Raw genomic sequence first — 14,654 nt, 5'->3', positions numbered from 1 at the left:
CGGGTAGACCACCAGAGATTTATACTGGCTTGTTGGACCATCTATCAGATGCTTCCGATCGACGACTCTCCGATCGTACGCGATGGTAAGTCACTGATTCTCGCGATGGACCACGGCCTCGAACATGGGCCGGTCGACTTCGAGGACGTCCCGGAGAAGCTCGACCCGTCAACCGTTTTCGAGACGGCGACCCACGATGCCGTCACCTGTATGGCCGTCCAGAAGGGGATCGCAGAGGGGTACTACCCCAGCTACGAGGACGACGTGAACCTGCTGTTGAAGGTCAACGGGACCTCGAACCTCTGGATGGGCGAGTACGACTCGGCGGTCAACTGTTCGGTCGACTACGCGGCCGAACTCGGCGCCGACGCCGTCGGTTTTACTCTCTACGGCGGCTCGAACCACGAGGTCGAGATGGCCGAGGAGTTCCGGGACGTCCAGGAGGACGCTCGCGAGCACGACCTCCCCGTCGTCATGTGGTCGTACCCGCGTGGACAGGGGCTCAAGAACGACACCAAGCCGGAGGTCATCTCCTACGCGACCCGGCTCGGCCTCGAGCTCGGTGCCGACATCGCGAAGGTCAAGTACCCCGGCGATCCCGACGCGATGGAACACGCCTGCAGGGCCGCCGGCGACATGAAGGTCGTGATGAGCGGGGGCTCGAAGACCTCGGACTACGAGTTCCTCTCGACGGTCGAGTCCGCCGTCAACGCCGGCGCGAAGGGACTGGCCGTCGGACGTAACGTCTGGCAGCGCGAGAACCCCACGCGAATCCTCGACGCCCTCGAGCGAGTCATCTTCGAGGAGGAGACCGCAGACGCCGCACTCGAGGAATGACCGGACGCGACACCGATCGCGTGGTTGACGAGGTGATCGAGACGATTGCCGGGTCTGCGACGGAGATCAGACAGGGGCTCGTCGGCCGGCGCGAGGACGCCGACGAGGAGAACCCCAGCGGCGAGACCCAGGCCGAAGCCGATGTCTGGGCCGACGACCTGCTCGCAGATCGGCTCTCGTCGATCGACGGTGTCCGCCAGTACGCCAGTGAGGAGCGCCTCGAGACGATCGACTGCGGCGACGACGGCCTTTCGATCGGTGTCGACCCCCTCGACGGCTCCTCGAATCTCAAGTCGAACAACACGATGGGGACGGTGTTCGGCGTCTACGACGAGCCACTGCCGGCGCCAGGAACCGCCCTCGTCGCCTCGGGCTGGATCCTCTACGGTCCGATCACGACGATGGCCTGTGCCCGCGACGGGACAGTCAAGAAGTACGAACTCTCGAGCGACGAGCGCACCCTCGTCGACGACGACGTCACCATTCCCGAGGATCCCCTCGTCTACGGCTTCGGCGGGCGCGTCCCCGACTGGTTGGACGAGTTCGAGGCCTACGTCCGCGAGATCGAATCCGATTCGAGCCACAAGCTCCGCTACGGCGGCGCGATGATCGGCGACGTCAACCAGGTGCTCACCTACGGCGGGATCTTCGCCTACCCCGCCCTCGAGGACGCCCCCCGCGGCAAACTCCGCCTGCAGTTCGAGGGGAACCCGATCGCGTACCTCATCGAGACCGCCGGCGGCAGCTCTTCGGACGGCACCCGATCGATCCTCGAGGTCGAACCGGACGACCTCCACGACCGAGTGCCGCTCCACGTCGGCAACGACGAACTGATCGAGCGCCTCGAGGACGCCCTCGAGTAAACGCGTTCGACCGTCTTTTTCGCGCTCAGGAGGACTCTAGCTCCGCGACGGTCAGGAGCGTCTCGACGGCGACGTCCGGCGAGACCGAGATCGAGTCGATTCCGGCCTCGAGCAGGAACTCGGTGTACCCATCGATCGTCGAGGGAGCGTCGCCACAGATCCCGACCGGCCGATCGTGGCGGTGGGCCTCCTCGATCACCTCGCTGATCGATCGCGTCACCGCATCGTTGGTTTCGTCGAACAGCGACGCGAGTTGCTCGGAGTTGCGATCCACGCCGAGGGTCAACTGCGTGAGGTCGTTCGAACCGATCGAGAAGCCGTCGAACAGTTCGGCGAACCGATCCGCGAGGACGACGTTCGCAGGCAGTTCGGCCATCACGTAGACGTCCATGTCGTCGCGGGACAGGCCGAACTCGTCCATCAGTTCGAGGACCCGCTCGCCCTCCTCGGGGGTGCGACAGAACGGGATCATCACGGTCACGTTCTCCAGTCCGACGTCGTCGCGAACGCGGCGGAGCGCCTCGCACTCGAGACGGAACGCCTCCCGGAACTCCTCGTCGTAGTACCGGGAGGCTCCGCGCCAGCCGATCATCGGGTTCGCCTCGTCGGGTTCGTACTTCCAGCCGCCCTCGAGGTTGCGATACTCGTCGGTCTTGAAGTCGCTGAGCCGGAAGAGGACCTCGTCGGGATAGAACGCGGCGCCGATCTTCGCGATTCCCGTTCGAAGGGCATCGATGAACTGCTCCTCCTCGCCGCGGTCGAGCAACTCGAGCGGGTGGGAGCCGACGTGGGAGGTGACGATGAACTCCTCGCGTGCGAGACCGACGCCGTCGACCGGCAGATCCGCGAGGGCGAACGCCCGGCCGGGATCGCCGAGGATCAGCCTGACGTCGGTATCGGTCTCGGGGAGGTCGTCGACGACCTCTTCGGTGACGTCGAACTCGAGTTCGCCCGCGTATACCCGTCCGGTATCGGTCGAACAGTCGACCGTTACGGCGTCCCCGTTCGACAGCGAGTCGGTCGCCGTCCCGGTGCGAACGATCGCGGGGATGCCCAGCTCCCGGGAGACGATCGCGGCGTGTGAGGTCTTGCCACCCCTGTCGGTGACGATGGCGCTCGCTCGCTTCATAACCGGCACCCAGTCGGGGTCGGTCATCTCGGTGACGAGAACGTCACCCTCCTCGACCTGATCCATCTCCCGGTGGTCGGAGAGGACGTGGACGGCCCCGCCCGCGATCGCGTTTCCGATCGCGACGCCCTCGAGCAGTGGCTCGTCGGTCTCCTCGAGACTGTACGTGCGGAGGACGTTCCCCTCGGCCGACCCGTGGACCGTCTCGGGTCTGGCCTGGACGACGAACAGCTCGTCGAGGTCGCCGTCGATCAGCCACTCGACGTCCTGTGACGTCCCGAAGTGCTCCTCGATCCGGGTCGCGTACGTCGCCAGCTCCGTGATCCGGTCGTCCGAAAGCGCGAACTGTTCCCGTTCCGCTTCGGGGACCGACTCGAGTTTGGTGCCACCGTTTCGCCGGACCATCCGCTGGGACTTCCCGCCGAGTTCCTTCTCGACGATCCCCGTCGTCGGCTTGAAGACGACGTACCTGTCGGGGTCGACGACGCCCTGGACGATCGGTTCGCCGAAGCCGTAGGCCGCCTCGATCGTGACGACCTCGTCGAACCCGGTGTCCGGATCGAGCGTGAACAGGACGCCCGAGGACGCCAGGTCTGCCCGCCCCATCTTCTGGACTGCACAGGCGAGTTTGACGTCGAAGTGATCGAAGTCGTTGTTCTCGCGGTAGACGATCGCCCGGTCGGTAAACAGCGAAGCGAAGCAGTGTTTGATCGACTCGAGCAGCTCCGTCTCGCCGGCGACGTTCAGAAACGTCTCCTGCTGGCCCGCGAAGGAGGCCTCCGGGAGGTCCTCGGCGGTCGCGGAACTCCTGACGGCGACTTCCGGGTCGTCGATCCCGAGTTCGTCACCGAGTTCGGCGTACCGATCGAGGATCGTCGACTCGAGTGCCGGCGGCATCGACGCCTCCGAGATCGTGCGCCTGATCCGCTCTCCGCGTCGCTGGAGGTCAGCGACGTCGTCGACGTCCAGCCCCTCGAGTTGCGATTCGATCTCCACGTGGATCCCGGTCGCCTCGACGTAGTAGTCGTACGCCGACGCAGTCGTCGTGAACCCGGGCAGGACGGGGACGTCGAGGTCGGCGAGTTCGCCGAGATTCGCACTCTTTCCGCCGACCGCGTCCGTGTCGTCGCCGCTCAGTTCTTCCAGCCACCGGACGAACGAATCTCGTGACATCGGCCCGTCATTCGGACTACGAGCGCGGCAATAAGTTCGCGGGGGCGACGGACGGCACGGCCACCCCAGGATTATCCCGCTGCGTCTGGGAGAGAGCCGTGCCATGCAGGACACCCACGCTCAACTGGAGGCGGACATCGCCGCGCTCGAGGATCTTCCGGTGTTCGTCGCGTACAACGCCAACGTCGACGCGATCGTTCGGGTCGACGAGGAACTGGAATCGGTCCTCGAACGACCGTCCGATCCCGGGGCGGACGTCCCGCCGAGCCCGCTGGATTCGAAGCGGGAACTCGCGGCGGCCATTGCGCACACGATGGCGGCCGGCCGGGGCGACGAGATCGCGATGACCGACGAGTTCGCGATGACCCTCGAGTCAGAACTGGAACCCGACAGCCAGCAGATGGGCGGCCAGGCGGGGATCATGACCAACCTGCTCACCGCACTGGGGACGGCGCCGATCACGTACACGTACATGGTCTCCGAGCGACAGCTCTCGATGTTCGAACACCCCGACGAGGTACGGTATCCGGTAGTCGAGGACGAACAGGTAGACTACGTTTCCCTGCCCGAAGCCGTCAACACGGATCGAACGAAGATCAACTGGGTGTTCGAGTTCAGGGAGGGGGACGAACTCTTCGGCGTGCGTGCGACCGAAGATACGCGATTCATCGCCGCCTCGAGGCCGCCGGAGTTCGACCTCGTTGCCGGCGACCTCGACGAGACGATCGACCAGGTCGGCGAGGTCGTCGACGGCGCGTTGCTCGCGGGCTATCACAACCTCACGCCCGACCACGTCGAGGAGGGGTACGAGACGGCGCATCGCCACGCGCGGGACGTCATCCGCCGACTCAGATCGGAGACCGATCTGGACGTGCACATCGAGTACGCCGTGACCCACGACGACGACCTCAGGGAGAGCATGTACGAGTGGATCCTGCCGGAGGCGAACGTCGTGGGGACGGATACGCACGAACTGACCATGCTGCACGACGACGCGGGGATCGACGCCGTGGAGGAGCCCCCGTCGGAGGCGACGCCGTTCGAACCGGACGAGATACTCGATCACTACCGGATGCTCGAGGCGGTACGCGACGAACTCGGCGTCGACTGCATTCAGCTACACGCCATGGAGTACCACCTCGCCGTGATGGAGGCGTACCACTCGCCGGAAGCCCTTCTTCGAGGACTCGAGTTCGCCGCCATCAACGCCGCGACCAAGGCCGCTCGCGGACACATCTCGTCGCCCGACGACCTCGAGACGGGACTGGAGTACGAGCCCTCGGCAATGGGCCGTGAGGCGATCGAACTGCTGGCAGATCACGTTGGCGGGCAGGCCAAGGACGGCACCCTCTGCGAACCGACGGTCGCCGCCTGCCCGAACCGCGTCGTCGACGAGCCGGCGGGGACGGTCGGCATCGGCGACATCGTCTCGTCCTCGAGTTTCATACTGGAACTGGCCGTCGCCAACGACCGCGACTAAGCGTTCGACGGTGTCTCCGGGAAGGTCCCGTGCTGGACGAAGTGGACCCGTGGGGTATTTTCGGCCGAACTCGAGTCCAGTGACTCTGCGGCGGACGTTTCACCGCGGTCAGGATTCCCTCTCGGAGGATCCTAGCCAGCCGGCGGTGAACTGCACGTAGAGTCCGACGCCGAGCAGGAGCGAGAGGTAGAACGCCCAGCGCGGCCAGCCGGTCGAGAGGAACAGCAGCGTCAGAAACAGCACCCAGAGACCGATGACGAGGGCGTCGACGATGATGCGACCGCCAGCGCTCGCGAGCGCGACGAGGGGAGAGCGGGAACGAGCGGAACGAGTGGTGTGATCTTCGGTCATCAGCTGTCGGTGGTCTGGATCTGTCGTGGCTGGTTCGATCGTACTCAGAAGTGGTAGCCGTACTGTTCGGTGATTCGATAAGCGGCAACGCCCCAGACGTAGCTCTGGCCCGGCCACCAGGTGCGGGCGTTGTTGAACCCCGCGACGAGCACGTCTCCGTCGTCGCCCTCCGGATCGGGGTGGTAGCTCACCGAGCCGCTGTCGCCGTCGGTCAGGTCCATCTCGCCGCCCCAGCGGATCTGGCCGCGACGACAGAACTCGTCGGTGAAGCAGGTCACCGCGTCGAAGCCCTGGACCCGGCCGGTCGTGTGGCCGGTCAGCGCGCCGACCTTCTCGAGTCGTTCGTCTCGAGCGATGAGATCTGCGAGTCCCCAGCGGGTAAGCTGACCCCGAACCTGGGCCGGCTCCGGTGCATCGATCCACGTCGAGGGGACGAGGTCGCCGGCGGGTTCGACGGCGACGACGTCCTCGATCGGATGATCGTACGCGACCGCACCCAGTTCGACGGGGTCGTCCCCCGAGAGCGGCAGCGAGAGCGGGGCGCCGCTGGCGTTGGTTTCGCCCTCGAACGCGTGCTCGGCCGTCACGAAGTACTGCTGTCGTTCGTCCGGATGGAACAGTGCGGGACCGAGGGTCGCCAGACTCGTGGGTGTCTCGCAGGCGACTCCGGCCGGAACCCGGTCGTCGGAGAGCGAGTCGATCATCCGCGGCTGGTAGAAGTCGGCGCCGTCCTCGACCTCCTCGACGTCGACGATCGTCTGAACGTCGAGCGAGACTCCCGCCGCGAGATCGCCGATCGCGTCCCGAATCGAGCCGGCGTCCTTCGAGACGCCGATGGAGACCGTCGCACTCCCGGAGCCGTACGAACCCGGGACGACCGCACTGCCGAGATACCCCGTAAACGCGCTCCTGGCGAGACGGTCGTTCAGTTCGATCGCCTTCTCGACCGCAGCGTACCACTCCGCGGGAACGTATCGGGTTCGTTCCTCGAGTGACCAGGGATCGTCCGGATCCGACCGGACGAGCGCGGTGACGACGGGCACCTCGCCGTCGTCGGCCGCGAGAAAGTCCTCCACGCCGAGCAGGTGTGCCATCCCGACTGCGTACCCGCCGGTAGCGAGGGTCCGAACGAATTCGCGGCGGTCCATCTCACCGTCCACTCGGTCGCGAATCGTCGCGAGTTGATGGACGAAACGTTCTCTCTTCACTCCAGATACACCTACGGGACTGGTGGGACTGCACTCGTTCGGCGTTTGCTCCGGCCCGTCATAGCTAATCTTCACGTACACCCAGAGAGTCGGTTGCTACTGGGAAACTAGCCGGATTTGAGGATACCAGTTGTGCCTGCAGATGCTGCTCGTTTCTCGGGGCGAAAGTCAGGGAAACCGACGTCGTGAGAGTCGAAATTCAGGAGCGAACCAACCGACGACGAGGGAAAACGATTTTAGCGCCCCCCGACGCAACATTTGCCATGAAAGTTCGTATCGCTGCAGGGGCGTCCGACGAGGAAGCATCGGCGATCGCGGCCGCACTGGCCGAACACGTCGGTGCGTCCGTCGAACTGTACGTCGGTGACGAGGACGAACCGACCGCTACCCACGAGGCCGATTCGGCCCCGGAGGAGACGCCCTCGGCGAGCGGCGACAGTCGAGGCGAGAATCTCGGCCCGACCGAACGCGAGGAGTTGCTGTGGGAGGAGATCGAGGACATCCTCGAGGGCGGTCCCGAGAAGTACAAAGAGCAACTGCCCGAGGAGGGGAAACTGTTCGTCCGCGACCGGCTCGACCTCTGGTTCGACGGCGAGAACGACGATCTACTGTTCGAGGACGGCAAGTTCGCAGCCTTCGACGACTGGCACCCGCGTGGCGCCGACACGGACGAGGACACCGACGACCGGCTCCCGGCGGACGGCCTGATCACGGGCGCGGCAGAGTTCGAGGGACGAGACGTCCACTTCATGGCCAACGACTACACCGTCAAGCGCGGGAGCATGGCCGGGAAGGGCGTCGAGAAATTCCTCCGGATGCAACAGCGGGCGCTGAAGACCGGCCAGCCAGTGTTCTACCTGATGGATTCGTCGGGCGGGCGGATCGACCAGCAGACCGGCTTCTTCGCCAACCGCGAGGGGATCGGGAAGTACTACTACAACCACTCGATGCTCTCCGGGCGCGTCCCCCAGATCTGCGTGCTCTACGGCCCCTGTATCGCCGGTGCGGCGTACACGCCGGTGTTCGCCGACTTCACGATCATGGTCGAGGAGATGTCCGCGATGGCGATCGCCTCGCCGCGGATGGTCCAGATGGTCACCGGCGAGGACATCAGCATGCAAGAGCTGGGCGGTCCTGACGTCCACGCCCGCGAGTCAGGGTCCGCGGACCTGGTCGCGAAAGACGAGGAGCACGCCCGCGAACTCGTCTCTCAGCTGATCACCTACCTGCCGGACAACGCCGACGAGAGCCCGCCCCGTCAGGAGACGAAACCGCCGGCCGCCTCGCCCGAGGGGATCGACGCGATCGTTCCCCAGGAGCCCAACAAAGGCTACGACATGACGGACGTCATCGACCGCGTCGTCGACGAGGGCTCGTACTTCGAGTTACGGCCCGACTACGGCGAGGAGATCATCACGGCCTACGCGCGCATCGACGGTCGTCCCGTCGGCATCGTCGCGAACCAGCCGGCCCACCGCGCCGGTGCGATCTTCCCCGACGCCGCCGAGAAGGCCGCGGAGTTCATCTGGAAGTCGGACGCGTTCAACATTCCGCTGCTCTACCTCTGTGACACCCCCGGCTTCATGGCCGGCTCGCAGGTCGAGAAAGAGGGCATCTTAGAGCAGGGCAAGAAGATGATCTACGCGACCTCCTCGGCGACGGTGCCGAAACAGACGGTCGTCGTCCGCAAGGCCTACGGCGCGGGAATCTACGCGATGGGCGGCCCGGCCTACGATCCGGAGGGCGTCATCGGACTGCCGTCGGGCGAGATCGCCATTATGGGCCCCGAAGCGGCGATCAACGCCGTCTACGCCCGCAAGCTCTCCGAGATCGACGATCCGGAGGAACGCGAGCGACGGGAGCAGGAACTCCGCGAGGAGTACCGTGAGGACATCGACGTCCACCGGATGGCCAGCGAGGTCGTCATCGACGAGATCGTTCCCCCCAGCACCCTCCGCGAGGAACTCGCCGCCCGCTTCGCGTTCTACGAGGACGTCGAGAAGGAGCTGCCCGACAAGAAACACGGCACCATCCTGTAGACGGTCGGTCCCCTCTCGTTTTCGCCGCCGGATCTCCGCGCTCGCCGTCCGCTCTCGCTCCCGAGCACAGCCTTCGTTACCGCAATTCCGCCGCGTACGACCGTTTAACAGCCGCCTATCCTGTTCTATGCCTGCCATAACAATACCCCGAGTGCTGAAAGGGCGGGTGTGGATCGGCCCACGCTCCCCTGGGTACGGAACCGGTTCGACTCCGGTTGGGAGCCTCATGAGTTTCGATGGCGCATACGCCCGCCGATGGTTACCTGTCGAGATATCACCGGTTGCACTCGAGCGCGCCCTCTGGATCCTCGTCGGCGTCTCGCTGGTCGGCGACATCGTCACGACGTTCGTCGGACTCCACCTCGGCCTCGCCGAGTCGAACCCGGTCGCCCGAAACGCGATCTACAGCTACGGGCTGGCGGGAATGATCGCCCTGAAAGCGCTCGCGATCGGCGTCGGACTCGTCTGTCGACCCATGCTCCCCCGCGCGTACCGAGCGATCGTTCCGGCGGGCCTCGCCCTCCCGTGGACGATCGCCGTCTTCGTCAACATCTACATGATCTCGACGGTCGTCTGACCGCGGCTCCGAGTCGGTCTCGGACACCGACGACGGCTGGTGTAGAAGGCAGCGAGTCCGCGTCCTTATTGCGAGTCACGTTCGTTCCCGACGTTCACTCACCCTCGCACTCCTCTATCGCGCGTCGCCACCCACGCACTTCTTCGAGGACGGACTGCCACTGCTCCGGCGTTCCGGGAACGCCCCCCTTTTCGAGACGATCGGCGGAGCTCTCGAGTTCGGCCCGGACGGCGAGCGGTTCGTCGACGTTCCAGAACGCGAGATCCGACCCGCCCGCCGTCTCGATCACGACGGTCCCGTAGCCGATCAGTCGGCCGAGCGAGCCCTGCGTGACGGTCGTGTTCTGGATCCGATCGAGCGCGACGCTGTTGACGGTCACGCCGAGCACGCCGCGTCTGGTCGCGAGCCGTCGATCCGTGATCACGAAGACCGTCTTCGCGATCCGAGCGTACTGCCACAGTGGGAGTACGGCGAACACCGGCAACCAGAGCAGTCCGCGGACGGAAAGCACGTCGAGGGCGACGGCGGCGCTGAGGGCAACCATGCCGAGCACTGCGACGGCGAACCACGAGTAGACAGTCTGGAGCCGCGGCTGTCCGTGCCAGCGGATCTCCTCGTCCGACTCGAGCGCCAGCCACGAGAGACTCCGTTCGATCGTCCCAGAAGCGCCGTCTCGGGGGTGGTCCGATGGCGCGGCGGTGTCGGTCGTCATCAGCGGGACGTGTCGCCGTCGCCGGGTGGCGCCTGGACCTCGCCGCGCGTCGCGTTCGGGTCACGAGAACCGTCCCGTCCGTCGTCGTGGACAGGGTCGTCGTCACCTGTCGCACCAGGAACGGTGCTCCCGTCGGGAAGGGAGTCGGACACGCCCTCTGTATCCGAATCGGACGCGACGCCCGCGTCGGGAACGGGGCCGTCGACAGCCGACCGAATCGCCCGCAGTTCGGCGAGAATTTCCTCGAGTACGTCGCCGTTCGCCGCGGAATCACCCGAATCGCGGTGGCGTTTGAGCTGTTCGCTGATCCGCTGCTGGACCGTTCGCGGGTCGGGGACCGCCTTGAATGCCATTTCGACACCGGAGCCGCCCGCGGTCGTGAGTTCGACGGTCCCGTAACCGAAGAAGGCGCCGAGCGCGGACTGACTGTAGGAGATGTCCTGGACCTTCTCGTGTTCGATCCGCTTGACGTCCCGAGAGAGGACGCCGGTTTTCTTGTACACCGCGCTGTCCGTGACGACGTAGTGGGTGTTCGTCACGCGGAGGTACTCCCCGACGATGATGAACACCCCGATCAGGACGATCGAGAGCGGGATCCCGATCGCGAACGCCGGGATGAGCGTCCGTCGATCGGGACCGTTGGTCCAGACGATCTCTTCGCCGTCGTCGAGCGAGAGCCACTCGAGGTCGCGCTCGTCGGCTCGCTCCCTCGAGGCCGCCATCGTCAGGCGTCCTCCGCGTGCTCGCGTTTCAGTGAGAGCACGGTGCGGTCGAACTCGCAGACGAGGTCGTCGTCCTGGTTGAAGACCTCGACGTGCATGGTGACGATGCCGCGCTCGCCGTCGCTGGTCTCGCGCTTATCGGTCACCGTCGACTGGACACGGACCGTGTCACCGTGAAAGACCGGGTTCGGGTGCTCGACGTCGTCGTAGGAGAGATTCGCGACGATCGTCCCGTCGGTCGTTTCCGGGATCGATATCCCCACCGCGAGCGACATGGTGTAGAGTCCGTTGACCAGCCGTTCCTCGAACTGCGTCTCGGCGGCGAACTCCTCGTCCAGATGGAGCGGCTGCTGATTCATCGTCATGTCACAGAACCGTTGATTGTCGCTCTCGGAGATCGTTCGGCGACGCTCGTGTTGGATCGGTTCACCGACTTCGAACTCCTCGTAGTACAGGCCCACCATAAGTTTCAGGTCGACGAGGCGCACCAAAAACGCGTCGCAATCCCGAGGGATCTGCCGGCAGTTCGTCACGATAGGAATCCGCGACTGTAGCTGACGAGTACTGGCGCCGGCGACTGCGACCAGGGACCGTGCCCGACGAACGCAAGGATCAGGCCAAAGACGGCTCGTGATCGACGACCGACCAGGTGAGTCACGTGACTGCACGGCGAGTGAACACCACGGATCTCGGCGATCCGGAGCGTGCGGCAGCCGCTATCGAGGAGCGCGCGACGCCGCTCGAGGAGGGATTCGACGACCTCGCCGCGGACGTTTCCGACGCGGAGGTCGTTCTGCTGGGCGAGGCCTCCCACGGGACCTCGGAGTATTACCGCCTGCGGGCCAGGCTGTCGGCCGAGTTGCTCGCGAACCACGACTTCTCGTTCGTCGCCGTCGAGGGGGACTGGACCGACTGCTTCGAGGTGACGCGGTACGTGACCGGCCGCTCGGGCGCCGAAAGCGCGCGCGACGTCCTCGAGACCTTCGAGCGCTGGCCGACGTGGATGTGGGCCAACTGGGAGGTCCTCGAGTTCCTCGAGTGGCTCCGCGAGCACAACGAGGACCGCCCGATCGACGAGCGCGCCGGCTTCTACGGGCTGGACGTCTACAGCCTCTACGAGTCGATGGCGGAAGTGATCGACTACCTCGAAGACCTCGACCCCGACCTCGCGGCCCGCGCGCGAGACGCCTACCACTGCTTCGAACCGTACGGCGAGGACGCTCGCGAGTACGCCCAGTCGATCCGACTCGTACCCGAGGACTGCGAGGAGGAAGTGCTCGAGGTGCTCCGGACGCTGCGCGAAGACGTCGCGGCGACGGAGTACGACGGCGACGACCCACTGGAGTCCTTCGCGGCCGATCAGAACGCACTGGTCGCGAAGAACGCCGAGTCTTACTACCGCGCGATGGCCCGCGGCAACGAGACGTCCTGGAACGTCCGCGATCGGCACATGAGCGAGACCCTGGAACGGTTGCTCGAGTTCCACGACGGGCCGGGCATCGTCTGGGCGCACAACACCCACGTCGGCGACGCTCGTGCGACCGACATGATCGACCGCGGCAAGCTGAACCTGGGCCAACTCGCCCGCGAGGAGGTCTGCGAGGACGACACCGACGTCGCCGTCGTCGGCTTCGGCTCCCACCGCGGGAGCGTCGTCGCCGGCGACGAATGGGGCGCACCGATGGCGCGGATGCCCGTCCCCGAAGCGAAAGCGGGGAGTCACGAGGACGTCTTTCACCGCGCCGGGCTCGAGGACGCCGTTCTGCGGTTCGATCGCGGCTACGGGATCGCGGACGATGCGAGCGTCGATCCCGTAGCCGAGCGCCGCGGACACCGTGCGATCGGCGTCGTCTACGATCCCGCCTACGAGGGCGGCAACTACGTTCCGACCGTCCTTCCGGACCGGTACGACGCGTTCGTCCACGTCGACGAGACCGAAGCGCTCCACCCGCTGGGTATCGAGGGCGGCGAGACGCCACCGGAGACGTATCCGTGGGGGCTCTAACCGGCGACGAAAGCGGAGCGTTAGACCGGGGGCAGACCGAGATCGGGTGTGCAAATATTGCACGAACCGGATCTGATTGACAAGGATTATAATTCGGCATAGACATCCTTCACACCTGCACCCGGGGAGCGGTCGCAGCGGGGAGTGCTGTTGACCGACGGTCGCTCGCGATCGACGCTCCAGTCGGTGCAGAGATCGGATCACAATGACTGTTGCCGAACCTACATCGGAACCGGAAGCAGAGAGCGCCGTCGAAACTGCCCGTCGCCAACTCGAGCGCGCCGCCGCACACCTCGACGTCGACGAAGGGATCGTCGAACGACTCCGTCACCCGACCAGCGTCTACAGGGTGACGATCCCGCTCGAGCGCGACGACGGTACCACCGAGATGTTCACGGGGTATCGCGCCCACCACGACAGCGTCCGGGGTCCGTACAAGGGCGGACTTCGCTACCACCCCGACGTGAACGAGGACGAGTGCATCGGACTCTCGATGTGGATGACCTGGAAGTGCGCCGTCATGGACCTCCCGTTCGGCGGTGCGAAGGGTGGCGTCGTCGTCAACCCCAAGGAGCTCAGCAACACGGAAAAGGAGCGACTCACCCGCCGATTCGCCGAAGAGCTCCGGCCGGTCATCGGTCCGATGAAGGACATCCCCGCCCCCGACATGGGAACCGATCCCGAGACGATGGCGTGGTTCATGGACGCCTACTCGATGCAGGAGGGAGAAACGACGCCCGGAGCCGTCACCGGAAAGCCGCCCGTCGTCGGCGGCTCCCACGGACGGGAGAAAGCGCCCGGCCGGAGCGTCGGGATCATCGCGCGCGAAGCGATCGACTACTACGACTGGGATATCGAGAACACGACCGTCGCCGTACAGGGATTCGGCAGTGTCGGCGCCAACGCGGCTCGCTATCTCGACGAGCGCGGCGCGACCATCGTCGCAGTGTCCGACGTCGACGGCGCGATCTACAACCCCGACGGGTTCGATACGAACGACGTCGAAGATCACGACGAGACGCCGGGGATGGTCTCGGGCTACGACGCCCCCGAGACACTCACGAACGCGGAACTGCTCGAACTCGACGTCGACGTCCTCATCCCGGCGGCGATCGGGAACGTGTTGACCGGCGAGAACGCTCGCCGAGTCAGCGCCGACCTGATCATCGAGGGGGCGAACGGCCCGACGACCTCGACCGCCGATCAGATCTTCGAGGAGCGCGACGTCCCAGTAATCCCGGACATCCTCGCCAACGCCGGCGGTGTGACCGTCTCGTACTTCGAGTGGCTCCAGGACATCAACCGCCGCGCGTGGAGCTTAGATCGCGTCCACGAGGAACTCGAGACCGAGATGCTCCGCGCCTGGGAGGCCGTCCGCGAGGAGTACGACGCTCGAGACGTCACCTGGCGCGACGCAGCCTACCTCGTCGCCCTGCAGCGGATCGCGGCGGCCCACGAGGCCCGTGGACTCTGGCCGTAGCGATCACAGGGTAGCTTCCGTCGCTGGGAGTGGAGGGTGAACTCCCCGGTGTGAGTGGTTTTTCGAGGGACCCACCCC

Annotated in this window: 13 protein-coding genes; 7 read left to right on the top strand and 6 right to left on the bottom strand. The window is 65.6% G+C overall.

Annotated features, from left to right (window positions below; translation table 11 throughout):
* Positions 1 to 48: 48 nt before the first annotated feature.
* Both CV102_RS02955 and CV102_RS02950 read left to right on the top strand, forming a co-directional pair.
* Positions 49 to 837, top strand: a complete 789-nt coding sequence (locus CV102_RS02955; RefSeq protein WP_148856353.1) for a class I fructose-bisphosphate aldolase — start codon at positions 49 to 51, stop codon at positions 835 to 837.
* Positions 834 to 1,700 carry a class 1 fructose-bisphosphatase gene (locus CV102_RS02950; protein WP_148856351.1) on the top strand — a complete coding sequence of 289 codons (867 nt, stop codon included), beginning with the start codon at positions 834 to 836 and terminating at the stop codon, positions 1,698 to 1,700. The genes CV102_RS02955 and CV102_RS02950 overlap by 4 nt, the downstream gene beginning before the upstream one ends.
* A 25-nt stretch (positions 1,701 to 1,725) precedes the next feature.
* On the opposite strand, the gene ppsA is transcribed toward CV102_RS02950, so the two are convergent.
* On the bottom strand, positions 1,726 to 4,002 hold the full coding sequence (gene ppsA, locus CV102_RS02945) for a pyruvate, water dikinase (RefSeq protein ID WP_148856348.1): 2,277 nt from the start codon (positions 4,000 to 4,002) through the stop codon (positions 1,726 to 1,728).
* Positions 4,003 to 4,105: 103 nt separating this feature from the next.
* On the opposite strand from ppsA, the gene CV102_RS02940 reads away from it, so the two are divergent.
* Positions 4,106 to 5,482 carry an ADP-dependent glucokinase/phosphofructokinase gene (locus CV102_RS02940; RefSeq protein ID WP_148856346.1) on the top strand — a complete coding sequence of 459 codons (1,377 nt, stop codon included), beginning with the start codon at positions 4,106 to 4,108 and terminating at the stop codon, positions 5,480 to 5,482.
* Positions 5,483 to 5,590: 108 nt separating this feature from the next.
* Here the strand turns inward: CV102_RS02940 and CV102_RS02935 are convergent, their stop codons facing one another.
* Positions 5,591 to 5,833 (bottom strand): hypothetical protein, encoded by a 243-nt coding sequence (locus tag CV102_RS02935; RefSeq protein ID WP_148856345.1) that lies wholly within the window; start codon positions 5,831 to 5,833, stop codon positions 5,591 to 5,593.
* A gap of 44 nt (positions 5,834 to 5,877) precedes the next feature.
* The gene (locus CV102_RS02930; RefSeq protein ID WP_233710618.1) at positions 5,878 to 6,981 is read right to left on the bottom strand and encodes a hypothetical protein; all 1,104 of its coding nucleotides are present in this window, start codon (positions 6,979 to 6,981) and stop codon (positions 5,878 to 5,880) included.
* Between the two features lie 323 nt (positions 6,982 to 7,304).
* Here CV102_RS02930 and CV102_RS02925 point away from each other — a divergent pair, with 323 nt between their 5' ends.
* Together CV102_RS02925 and CV102_RS02920 are read left to right on the top strand one after the other, a co-directional pair.
* The gene (locus tag CV102_RS02925) at positions 7,305 to 9,080 is read left to right on the top strand and encodes an acyl-CoA carboxylase subunit beta (RefSeq protein ID WP_148856342.1); all 1,776 of its coding nucleotides are present in this window, start codon (positions 7,305 to 7,307) and stop codon (positions 9,078 to 9,080) included.
* A 226-nt stretch (positions 9,081 to 9,306) separates the two neighbouring features.
* The gene (locus CV102_RS02920) at positions 9,307 to 9,657 is read left to right on the top strand and encodes a DUF5658 family protein (RefSeq protein ID WP_148856340.1); all 351 of its coding nucleotides are present in this window, start codon (positions 9,307 to 9,309) and stop codon (positions 9,655 to 9,657) included.
* Positions 9,658 to 9,751: 94 nt separating this feature from the next.
* On the opposite strand, the gene CV102_RS02915 is transcribed toward CV102_RS02920, so the two are convergent.
* The 3 genes from CV102_RS02915 to CV102_RS02905 are packed head-to-tail and all read right to left on the bottom strand — an operon-like array spanning position 9,752 to position 11,555.
* Positions 9,752 to 10,369, bottom strand: coding sequence for a PH domain-containing protein (locus CV102_RS02915; protein ID WP_148856339.1), 618 nt, complete (start codon positions 10,367 to 10,369; stop codon positions 9,752 to 9,754).
* Positions 10,369 to 11,091, bottom strand: coding sequence for a PH domain-containing protein (locus tag CV102_RS02910; protein ID WP_148856337.1), 723 nt, complete (start codon positions 11,089 to 11,091; stop codon positions 10,369 to 10,371). The genes CV102_RS02915 and CV102_RS02910 overlap by 1 nt, the downstream gene beginning before the upstream one ends.
* Before the next feature lie 2 nt (positions 11,092 to 11,093).
* Complete coding sequence (locus tag CV102_RS02905) at positions 11,094 to 11,555, bottom strand: MaoC family dehydratase (RefSeq protein WP_148856336.1); 462 nt, start codon at positions 11,553 to 11,555, stop codon at positions 11,094 to 11,096.
* A 194-nt stretch (positions 11,556 to 11,749) separates the two neighbouring features.
* Here CV102_RS02905 and CV102_RS02900 point away from each other — a divergent pair, with 194 nt between their 5' ends.
* Both CV102_RS02900 and gdhB read left to right on the top strand, forming a co-directional pair.
* Entirely contained in the window at positions 11,750 to 13,096 is a 1,347-nt protein-coding gene (locus CV102_RS02900; protein WP_233710617.1) for an erythromycin esterase family protein, read from the top strand.
* Positions 13,097 to 13,301: 205 nt separating this feature from the next.
* Positions 13,302 to 14,576 carry a glutamate dehydrogenase GdhB gene (gdhB, locus tag CV102_RS02895; protein ID WP_148856334.1) on the top strand — a complete coding sequence of 425 codons (1,275 nt, stop codon included), beginning with the start codon at positions 13,302 to 13,304 and terminating at the stop codon, positions 14,574 to 14,576.
* The last annotated feature ends 78 nt before the right edge of the window (positions 14,577 to 14,654 follow it).

Source organism: Natronococcus pandeyae (assembly GCF_008122205.1).
GTDB lineage: Archaea > Halobacteriota > Halobacteria > Halobacteriales > Natrialbaceae > Natronococcus > Natronococcus pandeyae.
The sequence above is the reverse complement of the archived record's forward strand: the minus strand, read 5'-3'. Positions and strand labels throughout refer to the sequence as shown.

Bases quoted from the DNA above. Each gene is read 5' to 3' on its own strand.
- CV102_RS02930 (WP_233710618.1), bottom strand. From the start codon at position 6,981: ATGGACCGCCGCGAATTCGTTCGGACCCTCGCTACCGGCGGGTACGCA.
- CV102_RS02910 (WP_148856337.1), bottom strand. From the start codon at position 11,091: ATGGCGGCCTCGAGGGAGCGAGCCGACGAGCGCGACCTCGAGTGGCTC.
- CV102_RS02920 (WP_148856340.1), top strand. From the start codon at position 9,307: ATGAGTTTCGATGGCGCATACGCCCGCCGATGGTTACCTGTCGAGATA.
- CV102_RS02925 (WP_148856342.1), top strand. From the start codon at position 7,305: ATGAAAGTTCGTATCGCTGCAGGGGCGTCCGACGAGGAAGCATCGGCG.
- CV102_RS02955 (WP_148856353.1), top strand. From the start codon at position 49: ATGCTTCCGATCGACGACTCTCCGATCGTACGCGATGGTAAGTCACTG.
- CV102_RS02935 (WP_148856345.1), bottom strand. From the start codon at position 5,833: ATGACCGAAGATCACACCACTCGTTCCGCTCGTTCCCGCTCTCCCCTC.
- CV102_RS02950 (WP_148856351.1), top strand. From the start codon at position 834: ATGACCGGACGCGACACCGATCGCGTGGTTGACGAGGTGATCGAGACG.
- gdhB (WP_148856334.1), top strand. From the start codon at position 13,302: ATGACTGTTGCCGAACCTACATCGGAACCGGAAGCAGAGAGCGCCGTC.
- CV102_RS02940 (WP_148856346.1), top strand. From the start codon at position 4,106: ATGCAGGACACCCACGCTCAACTGGAGGCGGACATCGCCGCGCTCGAG.
- CV102_RS02915 (WP_148856339.1), bottom strand. From the start codon at position 10,369: ATGACGACCGACACCGCCGCGCCATCGGACCACCCCCGAGACGGCGCT.
- CV102_RS02905 (WP_148856336.1), bottom strand. From the start codon at position 11,555: ATGGTGGGCCTGTACTACGAGGAGTTCGAAGTCGGTGAACCGATCCAA.
- ppsA (WP_148856348.1), bottom strand. From the start codon at position 4,002: ATGTCACGAGATTCGTTCGTCCGGTGGCTGGAAGAACTGAGCGGCGAC.